We start from the raw sequence: 14,990 nt of genomic DNA on the forward strand, positions 1-14,990 counted from the left end.
ATATCACCCGCTACTTTAGCCTAAATAATTTGAGATACAGCAAGGCGGCAAGTTCATTCATCCCCGGTCACTTACATCAGTAAGTGACCGGGGTGAATGAGCGCAGCCAACGCCGCTGTGGCTCAAAGTATGACGGCTAAATTATTGGTATTCGCTCATTGGTACACACGAACAGAACACATTGCGATCGCCAAATACATCATCCAGACGTTTCACCGTCGGCCAGTATTTATTGGCGCTACCGGCCGGGAATACGGCCAGCTCACGGGTATACGGATGCGCCCAGTCGCCAACGATTTCTGTCTGCGTGTGCGGTGCGTTCACCAGCGGGTTATCTTCCAGCGGCCATTCGCCATCGGCAACGCGATCGATTTCCATGCGAATAGCCAGCATCGCATCGATAAAGCGATCCAGCTCGATTTTGCTTTCCGATTCCGTGGGTTCAACCATCAGCGTACCCGCAACCGGGAATGACATCGTTGGTGCGTGGAAACCGTAATCGATCAGACGCTTAGCAATATCCAGCTCGCTGATACCGGTCTGCTCTTTCAGCGGACGAATGTCGAGAATACATTCGTGCGCCACGCGGCCATCGCGGCCGGCATACAGAATCGGATAGGCCGATTGCAGACGGCTGGCAATGTAGTTGGCGTTCAGGATCGCCACCGAACTCGCTTGCTTCAGACCTTCTGCGCCCATCATACGGATATACATCCAGCTGATTGGCAAAATCGATGCGCTACCAAACGGTGCGGCAGATACCGCGCCCTGCTGTGTCAGCACGCCATCAATTTGCACCACGCTGTGACCCGGCACGAACGGTGCCAGATGCGCTTTCACACCGATTGGCCCCATACCCGGACCGCCACCGCCGTGCGGGATACAGAAGGTTTTGTGCAGGTTAAGGTGCGATACATCCGCGCCGATATAACCTGGCGTGGTGATACCGACCTGCGCATTCATGTTGGCGCCGTCGAGATACACCTGGCCGCCGTGCTGATGCACGATCTGGCACACCTCGCGGATGGTTTCTTCATAAACGCCGTGTGTTGACGGATAGGTCACCATGATGCACGACAGCTGCTCACCCACCTGCGAGGCTTTCTCACGCAGATCGCCAAGATCGATGTTGCCTTGTTTATCACACGCCACCACCACAACTGACATGCCCGCCATCTGCGCCGATGCCGGATTGGTGCCGTGCGCCGAGCTCGGGATCAGGCAAACATTACGGCCGCCTTCGTTACGACTTTCGTGATAACGACGAATCGCCAGCAGGCCGGCGTATTCGCCCTGCGCACCCGAGTTGGGCTGCATGCACAGCGCATCGTAGCCGGTCAACTGCACCAGCCATTGCGACAGCTGGCCAATCATCTGCAGATAACCCGACGCCTGCTCAGCCGGGCAGAACGGATGCAGTTCGGCAAATTCCGGCCAGGTGATCGGAATCATCTCCGCCGCGGCGTTAAGTTTCATGGTGCACGAACCGAGTGGGATCATCGCCTGGTTCAGCGCCAGATCCTTTTTCTCCAGGCTGTGCATGTAGCGCATCATCTCAGTTTCGCTGTGATGACGATTGAACACCGGGTGCGTCAGGAAGGCGCTTTCACGCACCTGACCAGCCGGAATCGCACTGTTTTCCGCAGCAACGGCGGCATCCAACGCATCAATGTCCTGACCGTGCGCATCGCCCAACAGAATGGCGAACAGCGCCAGCACATCTTCACGGGCGGTGGTTTCATCCAGCGTAATGCCAACCGCATTGTGGATATCGCTGCGCAGGTTGACGCCGAAGCTCTGCGCGCGGTTCAGCACCGCCGCTTTATCGGCCACTTCAACCGTCAGCGTATCGAACCAGCTGTTGTGGCGCAGCTTCAGGCCACCGTTTTGCAGGCCCGCGGCCAGAATGCTGGTCAGACGGTGAATACGTGAGGCAATGCGTTTCAGGCCAACCGGACCGTGATACACCGCGTAGAGACCGGCGATATTCGCCAGCAGCACCTGCGATGTACAGATGTTGGAGTTGGCTTTCTCACGACGAATATGTTGCTCGCGGGTTTGCATCGCCATACGCAGCGCGGTGTTCCCGGCGGCATCGCGCGATACACCAATAATGCGACCAGGCATCGAGCGTTTGTGCTCGTCGCGGCTGGCGAAGAACGCGGCGTGTGGTCCGCCGTAACCCATCGGCACGCCGAAACGCTGGGCAGAACCAAAGACGATATCTGCGCCCTGCTTGCCTGGCGCCTCTAGCTGCACCAGCGCCATGAAATCTGCGGCTACGCTCACCACCACTTTGCGGCTTTTCAGCTCGGCAATCAGTGAGCGGTAATCGTGCACTTCACCGTGCGTACCCACCTGTTGCAACAACACGCCGAACAGATCATCGTGATCCAGCACCTTGTCAGCACGATCAATAATCAGTTCAAACCCAAAGGTTTCTGCGCGGGTGCGCACCACATCCAGCGTCTGTGGGTGGATGTCATCGGCGATGAAGAATTTGGTGGCGGTTTTCAGTTTGCTAACGCGCCTGGCCATCGCCATTGCTTCAGCAGCAGCGGTCGCTTCGTCCAGCAGTGACGCGGAAGCGATGTCCAGACCGGTCAGATCCAGCGTCAGAGTTTGGAAGTTGAGCAGCGCCTCAAGACGGCCCTGCGACACTTCTGGCTGATACGGCGTATACGCGGTGTACCAGCCTGGATTTTCCAGCATATTGCGCAGGATGACGGGCGGCGTGATCACCGCGCTGTAGCCCATGCCGATCCAGGATTTGTAGCGTTGGTTCTGACTGGCAATGGCTTTCAGCTCTGCCAGCGCTTGCTGCTCGGTCGCCGCAGTGCCTACTGCAGGCGGGCCTGGCAGTTGGATGTCGGCAGGCACAATAGAACTGATCAATGAGGAGAGCGAACTGGCACCAATCGCTTCCAGCATTAAGGCCTGTTGTTCCGGCGTAGGACCGATGTGGCGCTCAATGAAAGCACCGTTGTGTTCAAGCTGGCTGAGAGTCTGGGTCATTTGCAGTGAATCCTGAATCGGGCTGGGTTACAAAAATGGCGTTAAATCAGGCAGATAAAAAGAAGGTGACGCAGCGCGCCACCTTCTGCCACTACCGGTTACTCGTCGATCGCGGCTTTATAGGCATCGGCATCCAGCATCGCGTCGAGTTCTGATTCGTCGCTGGCTTTGATGCGGAACAGCCAACCATCGGCGTACGGCGCGCTGTTCACCAGCTCTGGCGAATCGCCCAAATTGTCGTTCACCGCAACAATCTCACCGCTCAGTGGCGCGTAGATGTCTGAAGCCGCTTTCACCGACTCCGCAACGGCGCAGTCATCACCGGCCGCGAAGGTGGCACCGACGTCTGGCAGATCGACAAACACCATATCGCCCAGCAGTTCCTGTGCGTGTTCGGTGATACCCACAGTGAAGGTGCCGTCGGCTTCTTTACGGACCCATTCGTGGCTATCGCGGTATTTCAATTCACTTGGCACATTGCTCATTGGCCATTTCTCCTAAAAAAAAATTACTGGGCAACCGGCTTACCGGCGCGAACAAAAATCGGTTTGGAAACTTTCACGGGCATTTCACGGTTGCGGATTTCCACAATCGCCTGCTCACCAATGCCGGCTGGCACACGCGCCAGCGCGATGCTGTAACCCAGGGTTGGTGAGAAGGAACCACTGGTAATAATACCTTGCTGCGGCTGACCTTGTTGATCGGTGAAGCGCACCGTTAACCCGTTACGCAGCACCCCTTTTTCGGTCATCACCAGGCCAACCAGCTGTTCGGTGCCGTGCTCGCGCTGCGCTTGCAGAGCATCACGGCCAATGAAATCGCGATCGGCAGGTTCCCAACTGATGGTCCAGCCCATATTGGCGGCGAGCGGCGAAACGCCCTCATCCATCTCCTGACCGTACAGGTTCATGCCCGCTTCCAGACGCAGCGTGTCACGCGCACCGAGTCCAGCCGGTTTAACGCCTGCGGCCAACAGCTGCTGCCAGAAAGCGGCGGCTTCAGTCGCTGGCATGGCAATCTCATAACCCGCTTCGCCGGTGTAGCCGGTGGTAGCGATAAACAGGTTTTCGGCCTGCACGCCAAAGAAGGGTTTCATGCCGGCAACGGCATCACGCTGAGCGGCGCTCAACAGCGTTTGTGCTTTCTGCTGCGCGTTTGGACCTTGCACCGCAATCAGCGCCAAATCGTCACGTTCGGTCAGCTCAACGCCAAACGGCTGCGCATGCTGTTTAATCCAGGCTAAATCTTTCTCTCTCGTAGCGGAGTTCACCACCAGACGGAAGAAATCTTCGCTCATAAAGTAAACAATCAAATCATCAATGACGCCAGCAGAGGCATTCAACATGCCGGTATACAGGGCTTTGCCCGGCTGGGTGAGCTTGGCGACATCGTTTGCCAGCAGATAGCGCAGGAATTCGCGGGTACGTGCGCCGTGCAGATCGACGATGGTCATGTGGGAAACATCAAACATGCCGGCATCGTTACGCACCGCGTGATGCTCATCCATTTGCGAGCCGTAATGCAGCGGCATCATCCAACCGTGGAAGTCCACCATGCGTGCACCGCTTGCCTGATGCTGTTCGAATAGAGGCGTTTGCTGAGTCATAACCATCCTGTGAAGACAAGTGAGTGTGACGCGCCTGCGTCGCCTAATGAGGCTGACGCAAACGTTCTCTTTGTGCTGAAGTTATCACCTAATGTGGCAATTAACCATGAGGAAAACGAGGGCGAAACACTACCACCTTTCATCAAATCATCGAACAACGCCCAGCATAAATCACTGCATTATTGTGATTAGCCTCGCACAAAATACGACTAAATTACTTTCATGCAGCAAATTGAGGGAATACACGCCACAGGATTAAGAAATGGTCCGGCATACGCAGGGCTATGACATGAATTAATCTAATGCGAATTACGGCGTCAAATTAGAATAAATCAAACGAGGCGCGATCGCGGTGCATCGCTGCATCATTGGGGTGCAGGAAAGAAAAACGGCGCCCAATTGGGCGCCGTCAGCTGAAATGATTAGCGTATCCATCTGGGTAGATCGTTAAGCCCCATCGCCTGTTTCAGCATCAGCGGTTTAACGCCAGGTAACGTGTCGGCGAGCTTGAGGCCAACATCACGCAGCAGCTTTTTCGCGGGATGGGTGCCAGCAAACAGCTCGCGGAAACCCTGCATCCCCGCCAGCATCATCGCCGCACTGTGCTTGCGGCTGCGCTCATAGCGACGCAGATAGAGATGCTGGCCAATGTCTTTGCCTTCCTGATGCAATCGCCGAATTTCACCAATTAATTCAGCCGCATCCATAAAGCCGAGATTTACGCCCTGCCCGGCCAGCGGATGGATGGTGTGGGCGGCATCGCCGACCAGCGCCAAACGGTGCGCGGCAAAGTTACGCGCATAACGTGCCGTCAACGGGAAGGTTTTACGTTCACTCTCGACCTGACACAAGCCAAGCCGCATATCAAACGCCACCGACAGCTGCTGATTAAATAGCGCTTCCGGCATCGATTGCAAGCGTGCCGCTTCCTGTGGCGCGAGCGACCAGACGATCGAGCATAAGTGTGGATCCTGCATCGGCAGGAACGCCAGAATACCGTCGCCGTGAAACACCTGACGCGCAATCGCATCATGCGGCATATCGGTGCGGATGTTCGCCACCAGCGCGTGATGCTCGTAATCCCAGAAAGTCAGCGGGATATCCGCTTTATCGCGCAGCCACGAATTGGCGCCGTCGGCCGCCACCAGCAAACGTGCGCTCATCATGCTGCCATCCTGCAACGTAATGAAGGCTTCGTTGTCGCCAAACGCCACTTGCTGCAGCTGCGCCGGGGCAAACAGCGTAATATCGCTGCTCTGACTGGCACGCTGCCACAACGCGCTATGGATCACTTCGTTTTCAATAATATGGCCAAGATGCGATAAACCCTGCTGCTCGTCATCAAAGCTGATTGAGCCAAAGCTGTCCTGATCCCACACTTCCATGCCGTGATAGGCGCTGGCGCGCAGCGCCAGGATGCTCGACCAGACATCGAGCTTTTGCAGCAGACGTTCACTGGCAGCGTTGATGGCGGAGACGCGAATCGACGCATTGGCCGCCGGATCAAACTGTGGCTCGGGTGCTTTTTCCAGCACGGCAACGCGTAAGCCGCTGCCTTGAAGTCCGCAGGCGACGGCCAAACCCACCATGCCGCCTCCGGCAATTGCCACATCAAAAGTTTGCATTGCTGCCCCTTAATTCGTGCTTAACGCTTAACCCAGCCGAGCGTGCGCGCGGCAAGTGGATTTCGTAGCCAAGGCAGATGGTCCATCGCCACCAGCCCAAGATTTCGTCCTGCTACCAACGGCGCATAGCGGTTAGCAAACAGTCGGACTAAACCGTCAGTGACGCCAACAGTGGCGGCACGATCGGGCTGACGTCGCGCGGCAAAATGCTGTAATACCGCGAAACTGCCGGGATCTTGCTGCTGACGATATGCGCCTGCCAGCGTTTCCGCCAGCGACATCACGTCGCGCAGACCCAGGTTGAAGCCTTGTCCGGCAATGGGATGCAGCGTTTGCGCCGCGTTGCCCACCAGCGCCAGACGATGTGTCACCTGACGTTCAGCGGTTTGCAGCGCCAGCGGATAATGCTCGCGTTGACCGGTATGCGTGAAGCGCCCCAGACGCCAGCCGAATGCGCGCTGCAGTTCTTGCAGGAAGGTCGCATCATCCCACTGCTTAATCGTTGCTTGCGCCTCAAGCGGGTGGCACCACACCAGCGACATGCGGTTGCCGGACATCGGCAACAGCGCCAGCGGGCCGTATTCGGTAAAGCGCTCAAAGGCGCGGCCCTGATGCGGCAACTGCGTCGACACGTTGGCGATAACCGCCAGCTGCTGATAATCATCGCGCTGCCAGGTGATACCGCAGGACGCGCCTAAAGGTGAACGCGAACCGTCAGCGGCCACCAGTAATGCGCCTGCCAACTGTTCGCCGCTGTTCAACATCACCTGCACATTATCCGCCGTACGCGCTACCGAAGTTACATGATCCGGGCAGCGCAGCGTGACGCCTGACGCTTTTTGCAGGCGTTGAAACAGCCGCTGGCCGACATCAAACAGTTCAACCACCTGACCGAGCGCAGGCAACTGATGATCTTGCGCTTTAAGCGAAACAAAGCCGGTATGACCGCGATCGGAAACGTGAATATCGGTGATGGGCGTGGCGCAATCGGCCAGCGAGCGCCACAGATCGATATCCGCTAACTGCTGACAGGTGCCAGCCGCCAGGGCAATCGCGCGTCCATCGAAACCGGGATGCGCGCGGCTGTCGGGCTGGCTGCGCTCAATCAGGGTAACCGGCAGTTGGCCTTGCGTCAGATGTGAAATCGCCAGCGCCAGAGTCGCACCGGTCATGCCGCCGCCGGCAATCAAAATGCTCATGCGTGACGTGCCGCCGCCATCAAGGCTTCAATCGCGTCAGCGTCTTTGACTACGCTGTCGGTGAGATTTTCGTTGCCGTCGGCGGTGATGACGATGTCATCTTCGATGCGAATGCCAATGCCGCGATATTGTGGCGGTACTTTGGCATCTGGCGCGATATACAAGCCAGGCTCAACCGTCAGCACCATGCCCGGCTCCAGCACGCGGTCGCGGCTTGGCGTGCCGTAATGGCCGACATCGTGCACATCCAGCCCCAGCCAGTGACTCAAACCGTGCATGAAGAAAGGACGATGCGCCTGCTCTTCAAACAGCGTATCGATATTGCCATCCAGAATGCCGAGATCGACCAGGCCGGTAATCATAATACGCACCACCTCGTCGTTGACGTCATGGATGCTGATGCCCGGACGGAACATCGACAACGCTTTGTTGAGCGAAGCCAGCACGATGTCGTAGATGGCGCGCTGCGGCTCGCTAAAGGTGCCGTTGACCGGGAAGGTGCGGGTGATATCGCCCGCGTAGCCGTGGAATTCACAGCCTGCGTCAATCAGCACTAAGTCGCCATCGCGCATTTCCGATTCGTTTTCGGTGTAGTGCAGAATACAGCCGTTTTCGCCCGAACCGACAATGGTGTTGTACGAGGGGAAACGCGCGCCATGGCGATTGAATTCGTGATGAATTTCGCCTTCAAGCTGATATTCAAACATGCCCGGACGACAGGCTTGCATCGCTCGCGTGTGAGCCAGCGCGCTGATTTTTCCGGCGCGGCGCATAATCTCAATCTCTTCTGCGCTTTTGAACAGGCGCATGTCGTGCACCCACGGACGCCAGTCGGTAACTGTGTCGGGCGCGCTAAGGTTTTGACGGAAGCCGCGACGCAGTTTGTCCAGCGCGCTGAACACCAGCTGATCGGCTTCTGCGTATTCGCCCTGCGCGTGGTAAACCACATCCAGGCCGTTAAGCAGTTGATGCAACTGCTCGCCGATGTCATCCCACGGCAAAGCGCGATCGACACCCAGTTTCGCCGGTGCGGCATCCTGGCCAAGGCGGCGACCAAACCAGATTTCGGCCGTCAGGTCACGCACGCGATTGAACAGCACGCTGTGATTGTGCTTATCATCACTTTTGATTAAGACCAGCAGCGCCTGCGGTTCATTAAAACCGGTGAAGTACCAGAAGTCGCTGTTTTGACGAAAGCTGTATTCGGTGTCGTTGCTGCGCGTCACTTCAGGTGCAGCAAAAATTAACGCCGCACTGCCTGGCGCCATGCGGGCAATCAGCGCCTGACGACGTTGTTGAAACGTATCCAAGGTAATCATGTTTGCACTCCCTGTTGAAGACGGGCCACAACGCACCCGCATTGACGCGCTTAATGTAGCGTAGGTTTCTGTACTTCTGGTGCCGTTGGCTGATGCGGACGCGTGAAGGTGTCGTGGCACAGCAGAGCGGCAACGCGCACGTACTCAATCACCTCTTCGAGTGACTGCTCCAGCTCTTCCTGATCTTCATCTTCGTCATAGCCAAGTTGTGCGATGGTGCGCAGATCGTCAATCGCTTCGCCAGTTTCGCCGGTCACTTTCTCCAGCTTCGGCTGCGTGACACCCAAACCGAGCAGGAAGTGGTTTACCCAACCGGCCAGCGCATCCGCGCGATCGAATACCGTGATGTCATCGTCTTCCGGCAACATCAGCTGGAACATAAAACCTTCGTCTTCCAGCGTGGTCGCCAGGCTTTCATGCAGCGCCTGCAGCGGCTGAGACAGGCTCTGCGAAAACGCCATGCCTTCGTTGGTGAGATCGTGAACCATGGTTTTCCAGCTGGTATCCTGATTGCCGCCGCATAGAATCCCGGAAAGGAGACCATGCATTTCGGCTGGCGTCATGCCCACGCCCTGCTGTGAAAGGGCCGCGGCCAGCGCGTTGTAACTCGGCGTTGCGTTCTGTAAAGACATAAGCTTTGGTCGTCGTTGGCAGAATAAGTTCGTGTTATGCTACCACCAGGTGCCTCTGGGTTTCCAGAAAAGGGGTTGTAACTTATAACTCGGGTATATATAGTTTCGCACCTCCCAACCCATTGACCGGTAAGGGAGATGCGATCGAAGTAATCAGTTAGGATGGTGGCATGTCTGCACAACCAGTAGATATTCAAATTTTTGGTCGTTCGTTAAGAGTGAATTGCCCGCCTGAACAGCAAGATGCGCTGAATCTGGCCGCAGAGGATCTCAATCAACGGTTGCAAGATTTAAAAGTTCGCACTAGAGTCACCAATACAGAGCAACTGGTGTTCATCGCCGCGTTAAACATCTGCCACGAGTTGGCACAAGAGAAAGGTAAGACGCGCGACTATGCAGCAAACATGGAACAACGTATCCGCATGCTGCAGCAGACCATTGAACAAGCGTTAGTAGAGCAAGGTCGCATAACTGACCGCCAGGGCCCTAATTTTGAATAAAGCTTCATGGTCCTCATGTTAGAGTGACGGTGAAGTAAATTTTCTCTGAGATGTTTGCAAGCGGGCCAGTCCCCTGAGCCGATATTTCATACCAACAGAATGTGACGCTCCACAATTTGTGCGCATGCTCGGTCCGTCCGAGAAGCCTAATAGTTGTGACGGCATGTTCACCTTGAACCAAGGGTTCAAGGGTTACAGCCTGCGGCGGCATCTCGGAGATCTCCATTTAGTAGCAAGTCTGTTTCCCCGGTTCGCATGATATAATCGCTTTTAAGAAGCGATTATTCCGGGGATATAGATATCATGCCAGCGCCCTCCCTTCTCGACCGTCAAGACATCCGTCAGCATGTGCGCCATTTGCGCCGTAATCTCACGTCTGAGCAACAGGAACAAGCCGCCGATCAGTTGGCTGAACACGCCATCAACATTGCGCCGATCGCTAATGCCCAACGCATTGCGCTGTTTTTATCTGTCGATGGAGAGATCAACACCCGCCCACTGATCGCCAAACTTTGGCAGCAAAAAAAGCAGGTTTATTTACCGGTGCTTCATCCCTTCTCGCCGGGCAATCTGCTGTTTATCCGTTACACGCCAGAAACGCCACTCGCGCCAAATAAACTTCACATCCCGGAACCGCCGCTGGATATCACGCAACTGGCCACGTTGGATCAGCTGGATGTGATGCTGGTGCCGCTGGTGGCGTTTGACTATGCTGGCCAACGTTTGGGAATGGGTGGCGGATTCTACGATCGCACGCTGCAAAACTGGCAGCAGCATGGTTTTCTTCCGGTGGGCATCGCACATGATTGTCAGCGCGTAGAAGCATTGCCGGTTGCCGCCTGGGATGTGCCGCTCCCCGCGATACTGACGCCATCGAAACTGTGGCAGTGGGAAGCGTGAGCAGGAAAAACAAAGGGCGCCAATGGCGCCCTGTTTAATCAGTACAGCAGACGGGCGCGGATGGTGCCCGGAATCGCCTTCATCGCCTGCAGCGCTTTATCCGCTGCATCCTGCTCAGCATCAATATCGATCACCACGTAGCCCATAATCGGCGTGGTTTGCAGATACTGCGCGGCGATGTTGATGCCCTGCTCGGCAAAAATCTGGTTAATGGCGGTCAGCACACCCGGACGGTTTTCATGGATGTGCAGCAGACGGCTAGCACTTGCCGCATGCATCGGCAGTGAGACTTCCGGGAAGTTAACCGCAGACAGCGTAGAACCGTTGTCGGAGTATTTCGCCAGCTTGCCAGCCACTTCGATACCGATGTTTTCCTGCGCTTCCTGCGTTGAACCACCAATGTGCGGCGTCAGGATCACGTTATCGAACTCGCACAGCGGTGAGTTAAACGGATCGCTGTTAGTCGCAGGCTCGACCGGGAAGACGTCGATAGCGGCACCGGACAGATGTTTATTCGCCAAGGCATCACACAGCGCCGGAATATCGATCACGGTACCGCGCGCGGCGTTGATCAGCAGCGCACCCGGCTTCATCAGCGCCAGCTCTTCCGCGCCAATCATGTTCTGAGTGGATGGCGTTTCAGGAACGTGCAGGCTGACCACGTCGCTCATGTTGAGCAGATCGGAGAGATGACGCACCTGAGTGGCGTTACCCAGCGGCAGCTTGCTTTCGATATCGTAGAAGAACACGTGCATACCGAGGCTTTCTGCCAGTACACCCAGCTGCATACCGATGTGGCCGTAACCGATGATGCCCAGTTTCTTGCCGCGAGCTTCAAACGAACCGTTGGCGACTTTATTCCAGATGCCACGGTGCGCTTTGGCGTTGGCTTCCGGAATGCCACGCAGCATCAGCAGCATTTCGCCAATCACCAGCTCTGCAACAGAACGGGTGTTGGAGAACGGCGCGTTGAACACCGGCACACCGCGTTTCGCCGCTGCACCGAGATCAACCTGGTTGGTACCGATACAGAAGCAGCCGACTGCTACCAGCTTTTCTGCGGCAGCAAAGATCTCTTCAGTCAGTTGGGTACGGGAACGGATACCAATGAAGTGCGCATCGCGGATGGAGGATTTCAGCGACTCCGCATCCAGCGCCCCTTTGTGAAACTCGATGTTGGTGTAGCCTGCTGCACGCAGGTTTTCCAGCGCACTCTGGTGAACGCCTTCCACCAGCAGGAACTTAATCTTGTCTTTTTCCAGTGATACCTTTGCCATTTCCCGACCCTATTCAGAATTCAATGAGGACTACCATAAGGTAGCCTTCTGTCAAAATATCAAAAATTTCGTGCGCAGCAATACAAACGATTGCCTGGGAGCCAGCACGCGCCCACGCGGAGACAGCACAATGCCGTACAAAATCGTGACATCCTTAATGGACGAAGTACGAACTTACTGCTGATGAATCTTTTGTGACATAAGTCACCAAATTTCAGCCTGGTGAGAAAAGATGTTTTGCGGATGGAAATAACCGGCGCATTACGCGCGCCGGACAGATCATTTTACGATGGTTTTCACGCCTTCTGCGGTACCAATCAGTGCGACGTCCGCACCACGTCCCGCAAACAGGCCAACGGTCACTACGCCCGGCAGCGCATTAATGGTTTTTTCCAGCTTAATGGGATCGAGAATACGCAGATTATGCACGTCGAGAATAATGTTGCCGTTGTCGGTAATGACGTTCTGGCGATACTCCGGCAAGCCGCCGAGTTTGACCAGTTCACGCGCCACATACGAACGCGCCATCGGAATCACTTCAACCGGCAGCGGGAAATGGCCCAGCACATCAACTTCTTTCGATGCATCGGCAATGCAGACAAATTTCTTCGCCACCGCCGCAACGATTTTCTCACGCGTCAGCGCTGCGCCACCGCCTTTGATCATCTGCATCTGCGGATTGATCTCATCGGCGCCATCAACGTACACCGACAGTTCATCAATTTCGTTGAGATCGAAGATGTGAATGCCCAGCGCTTTCAGTTTCTCCGTTGAGGCTTCCGAGCTGGAAACCGCACCTTCAATCTGATTCTTCATGGTGCCGAGTGCATCAATAAAATGCGCTGCCGTCGATCCCGTGCCTACGCCGACAATAGTGCCGGGCTCTACGTACTGCAGGGCTGCCCAACCTACCGCTTTTTTCAGTTCATCCTGGGTCATGGTATGTTTAAAACCTGTGCGACATCGAAGTGCGCGTAGTATAAAACAAGGCGCTGTAAAAAAGCGCGACAGTTAGACAGCCGATTTAACACTTTGGAAGCCAGCCCGCAAAAATGCGCCGCAGCACAATTTGACAGTTTTATGGCATAGTAATGTCCACCCTGAACGAGAGAGAACAACAATGAAACGCCCGGATTATCGAACGCTTCAGGCGCTGGATGCTGTGATTCGCGAGCGCGGCTTTGAGCGTGCGGCACAAAAACTCTGCATTACCCAATCGGCGGTTTCGCAGCGTATTAAACAGCTGGAAAATTTATTTGGTCAGCCGCTGCTGGTGCGCACCGTGCCGCCGCGTCCGACCGAGCAGGGACAAAAGTTACTGGCGTTGTTGCATCAGGTTGAACTACTGGAAGAGGAGTGGCTGGGTGATGATAACGGTGGAACCACGCCGCTGTTGCTGTCGCTGGCGGTCAACGCCGACAGCCTGGCCACCTGGCTGCTGCCCGCGCTGAAAGACGTGCTGGCCGATTCGCCAGTGCGCCTGAATTTGCAGGTGGAAGATGAAACCCGCACGCAGGAACGCCTACGTCGCGGTGAAGTGGTCGGCGCGGTGAGTATTCAGCCGCAGCCGCTGCCAAGCTGTCTGGTGGATCAACTGGGTGCGCTCGATTATCTGTTCTGCGCCTCACCTGATTTTGCTGCTCGCTATTTCCCGAACGGCGTAACACGCTCTGCGCTGCTGAAAGCGCCGGCGGTGGCATTTGATCATCTGGACGATATGCATCAGGCGTTTTTACAGCAGAACTTTGACCTGTCGCCGGGCAGCGTGCCTTGCCACATCGTTAACTCGTCAGAAGCCTTTGTGCAGCTGGCGCGTCAGGGTTCGGTGTGCTGTATGATTCCGCATCTGCAGATTGAGCGCGAGTTAGCGCAAGGTGAACTGGTGGATTTGACGCCAGGCCTGTATCAGCGTCGTATGCTGTACTGGCACCGGTTTGCGCCGGAAAGTCGTTTGATGCGCAGCGTGACCGACGCGCTGATTGCGCACGGACATCGCGTGCTGCGTCAGGATGTGTTGCCAGCGTAAAGATCAGGTCGCCCTTCATGGCGACCTGATATCAAACCTTACGGTGTGTTTGGTTTGATTTCAAAGACGACATCTACCTGGTCGTCAAAGTGAATGCTCTGCTGCTCGTAAGTTTGCTGCGCGGTGGTATCAGCTTGTACTGCGGCGGCCTTATACATGCGCGCCATCGGCATCGGTTGATAGTTCGCAACGTGATAGCGGATGCTGTAAACCGAACCTAACTTAGCGTTAAACCCTTCTGCCAGCGCGTTAGCCTGCTGCGTAGCATTAGCGATGGCCACTTTACGCGCCTTCTCTTTGTAGCTGTCCGGATTCGCCACACCTAACTCGACCGAACGAATTTCATTCAGGCCAGATTTTAACGCGCCATCCAACAGCTCGTTGAGTTTGTCCAGCTGGCGCAGCGTTACCTGTACCTGACGCTCGGCACGATAGCCTTTCAGTACCGACTTACCTTCTTTGGTGTAATCGTACTCTGGCTGCGTGCTGAGGTTTGCCGCATCAATATCTTTTTTCTCGATACCGTTCTTTTGCAGGAAATCGAAATATTGCGCCACGCGATCATCAGCTTGTTTCTTCGCTTCTGCCGCGTCTTTCGACGAAACATTCACCACAATCGCGAGCGTCGCGAGATCTGGCGTGGCATCAACGCTTGCCTGTCCAGAAGTCACCACATGCGGTCCATTTGGCAATTCGCCTGCCTGAACTAAACCGGACAGTGCGCCCGTGCTCATTACGGCGGCCAGCGCCAGTGCTTTCAGTTTCACGAAAGTCCTCCTTGAGGGATTCAATTTGCAGGTCGCCATTATGGCTAAACCCAAAACACATTAACATGTGTGCTTATCTGATTAGTAAACGGCTCAAAAGTTCGAGCAATCTCCTTTTTAACGT

The 14,990-nt window shown here is 55.7% G+C and carries 13 protein-coding genes and 1 other RNA gene; 4 read left to right on the forward strand and 10 right to left on the reverse strand.

Going from position 1 to position 14,990, the window contains the following annotated elements; translation table 11 throughout:
• Window positions 1-141: 141 nt before the first annotated feature.
• The 7 genes from gcvP to AAF463_RS15575 form a co-directional block, all read right to left on the reverse strand.
• Complete coding sequence (gene gcvP / locus AAF463_RS15545) at window positions 142-3,015, reverse strand: aminomethyl-transferring glycine dehydrogenase (RefSeq protein WP_350261062.1); 2,874 nt, start codon at window positions 3,013-3,015, stop codon at window positions 142-144.
• Between the two features lie 98 nt (window positions 3,016-3,113).
• Complete coding sequence (gcvH, locus tag AAF463_RS15550) at window positions 3,114-3,500, reverse strand: glycine cleavage system protein GcvH (RefSeq protein ID WP_192236450.1); 387 nt, start codon at window positions 3,498-3,500, stop codon at window positions 3,114-3,116.
• Between the two features lie 23 nt (window positions 3,501-3,523).
• Window positions 3,524-4,621, reverse strand: coding sequence for a glycine cleavage system aminomethyltransferase GcvT (gene gcvT, locus AAF463_RS15555; RefSeq protein WP_350261063.1), 1,098 nt, complete (start codon window positions 4,619-4,621; stop codon window positions 3,524-3,526).
• A 422-nt stretch (window positions 4,622-5,043) separates the two neighbouring features.
• The gene (gene ubiI / locus AAF463_RS15560) at window positions 5,044-6,246 is read right to left on the reverse strand and encodes an FAD-dependent 2-octaprenylphenol hydroxylase (protein WP_101761951.1); all 1,203 of its coding nucleotides are present in this window, start codon (window positions 6,244-6,246) and stop codon (window positions 5,044-5,046) included.
• 20 nt (window positions 6,247-6,266) lie between these two features.
• Window positions 6,267-7,445: a 2-octaprenyl-6-methoxyphenyl hydroxylase gene (gene ubiH, locus AAF463_RS15565; RefSeq protein WP_101761950.1), complete on the reverse strand. Its 1,179-nt coding sequence runs from the start codon at window positions 7,443-7,445 to the stop codon at window positions 6,267-6,269.
• Window positions 7,442-8,764 (reverse strand): Xaa-Pro aminopeptidase, encoded by a 1,323-nt coding sequence (gene pepP, locus AAF463_RS15570; RefSeq protein ID WP_350261064.1) that lies wholly within the window; start codon window positions 8,762-8,764, stop codon window positions 7,442-7,444. The genes ubiH and pepP overlap by 4 nt, the downstream gene beginning before the upstream one ends.
• 50 nt (window positions 8,765-8,814) lie before the next feature.
• A complete protein-coding gene (locus AAF463_RS15575; RefSeq protein ID WP_101761948.1) occupies window positions 8,815-9,396 on the reverse strand; it encodes a YecA family protein in 582 nt (193 codons plus the stop codon).
• Between the two features lie 170 nt (window positions 9,397-9,566).
• On the opposite strand from AAF463_RS15575, the gene zapA reads away from it, so the two are divergent.
• The 3 genes from zapA (at window position 9,567) to AAF463_RS15590 (ending at window position 10,796) form a co-directional block, all read left to right on the forward strand.
• Window positions 9,567-9,896 carry a cell division protein ZapA gene (zapA, locus tag AAF463_RS15580; protein ID WP_007890288.1) on the forward strand — a complete coding sequence of 110 codons (330 nt, stop codon included), beginning with the start codon at window positions 9,567-9,569 and terminating at the stop codon, window positions 9,894-9,896.
• A gap of 39 nt (window positions 9,897-9,935) precedes the next feature.
• Window positions 9,936-10,119, forward strand: a non-coding RNA gene (ssrS, locus tag AAF463_RS15585) — 6S RNA.
• Between the two features lie 80 nt (window positions 10,120-10,199).
• A complete protein-coding gene (locus tag AAF463_RS15590) occupies window positions 10,200-10,796 on the forward strand; it encodes a 5-formyltetrahydrofolate cyclo-ligase (RefSeq protein WP_101761947.1) in 597 nt (198 codons plus the stop codon).
• A 38-nt stretch (window positions 10,797-10,834) separates the two neighbouring features.
• On the opposite strand, the gene serA is transcribed toward AAF463_RS15590, so the two are convergent.
• Both serA and rpiA read right to left on the reverse strand, forming a co-directional pair.
• A complete protein-coding gene (serA, locus tag AAF463_RS15595; protein WP_101761946.1) occupies window positions 10,835-12,073 on the reverse strand; it encodes a phosphoglycerate dehydrogenase in 1,239 nt (412 codons plus the stop codon).
• Window positions 12,074-12,352: 279 nt separating this feature from the next.
• Window positions 12,353-13,012 carry a ribose-5-phosphate isomerase RpiA gene (gene rpiA / locus AAF463_RS15600; RefSeq protein ID WP_350261065.1) on the reverse strand — a complete coding sequence of 220 codons (660 nt, stop codon included), beginning with the start codon at window positions 13,010-13,012 and terminating at the stop codon, window positions 12,353-12,355.
• Between the two features lie 181 nt (window positions 13,013-13,193).
• On the opposite strand from rpiA, the gene AAF463_RS15605 reads away from it, so the two are divergent.
• Complete coding sequence (locus tag AAF463_RS15605) at window positions 13,194-14,099, forward strand: LysR family transcriptional regulator ArgP (RefSeq protein WP_007890292.1); 906 nt, start codon at window positions 13,194-13,196, stop codon at window positions 14,097-14,099.
• Window positions 14,100-14,137: 38 nt separating this feature from the next.
• On the opposite strand, the gene AAF463_RS15610 is transcribed toward AAF463_RS15605, so the two are convergent.
• The gene (locus AAF463_RS15610; RefSeq protein ID WP_101761944.1) at window positions 14,138-14,866 is read right to left on the reverse strand and encodes an oxidative stress defense protein; all 729 of its coding nucleotides are present in this window, start codon (window positions 14,864-14,866) and stop codon (window positions 14,138-14,140) included.
• Window positions 14,867-14,990 lie beyond the last annotated feature (124 nt).

The organism is Pantoea sp. BJ2 (assembly GCF_040255075.1).
GTDB classification, from domain to species: domain Bacteria; phylum Pseudomonadota; class Gammaproteobacteria; order Enterobacterales; family Enterobacteriaceae; genus Pantoea; species Pantoea leporis.

What these genes read in the sequence shown, in the direction of transcription:
- ubiH (WP_101761950.1), bottom strand. Translation starts at nt 7,445, where the DNA reads ATGAGCATTTTGATTGCCGGCGGCGGCATGACCGGTGCGACTCTGGCG.
- pepP (WP_350261064.1), bottom strand. Translation starts at nt 8,764, where the DNA reads ATGATTACCTTGGATACGTTTCAACAACGTCGTCAGGCGCTGATTGCC.
- AAF463_RS15590 (WP_101761947.1), top strand. Translation starts at nt 10,200, where the DNA reads ATGCCAGCGCCCTCCCTTCTCGACCGTCAAGACATCCGTCAGCATGTG.
- gcvH (WP_192236450.1), bottom strand. Translation starts at nt 3,500, where the DNA reads ATGAGCAATGTGCCAAGTGAATTGAAATACCGCGATAGCCACGAATGG.
- zapA (WP_007890288.1), top strand. Translation starts at nt 9,567, where the DNA reads ATGTCTGCACAACCAGTAGATATTCAAATTTTTGGTCGTTCGTTAAGA.
- AAF463_RS15605 (WP_007890292.1), top strand. Translation starts at nt 13,194, where the DNA reads ATGAAACGCCCGGATTATCGAACGCTTCAGGCGCTGGATGCTGTGATT.
- rpiA (WP_350261065.1), bottom strand. Translation starts at nt 13,012, where the DNA reads ATGACCCAGGATGAACTGAAAAAAGCGGTAGGTTGGGCAGCCCTGCAG.
- gcvT (WP_350261063.1), bottom strand. Translation starts at nt 4,621, where the DNA reads ATGACTCAGCAAACGCCTCTATTCGAACAGCATCAGGCAAGCGGTGCA.
- gcvP (WP_350261062.1), bottom strand. Translation starts at nt 3,015, where the DNA reads ATGACCCAGACTCTCAGCCAGCTTGAACACAACGGTGCTTTCATTGAG.
- AAF463_RS15575 (WP_101761948.1), bottom strand. Translation starts at nt 9,396, where the DNA reads ATGTCTTTACAGAACGCAACGCCGAGTTACAACGCGCTGGCCGCGGCC.
- serA (WP_101761946.1), bottom strand. Translation starts at nt 12,073, where the DNA reads ATGGCAAAGGTATCACTGGAAAAAGACAAGATTAAGTTCCTGCTGGTG.
- ubiI (WP_101761951.1), bottom strand. Translation starts at nt 6,246, where the DNA reads ATGCAAACTTTTGATGTGGCAATTGCCGGAGGCGGCATGGTGGGTTTG.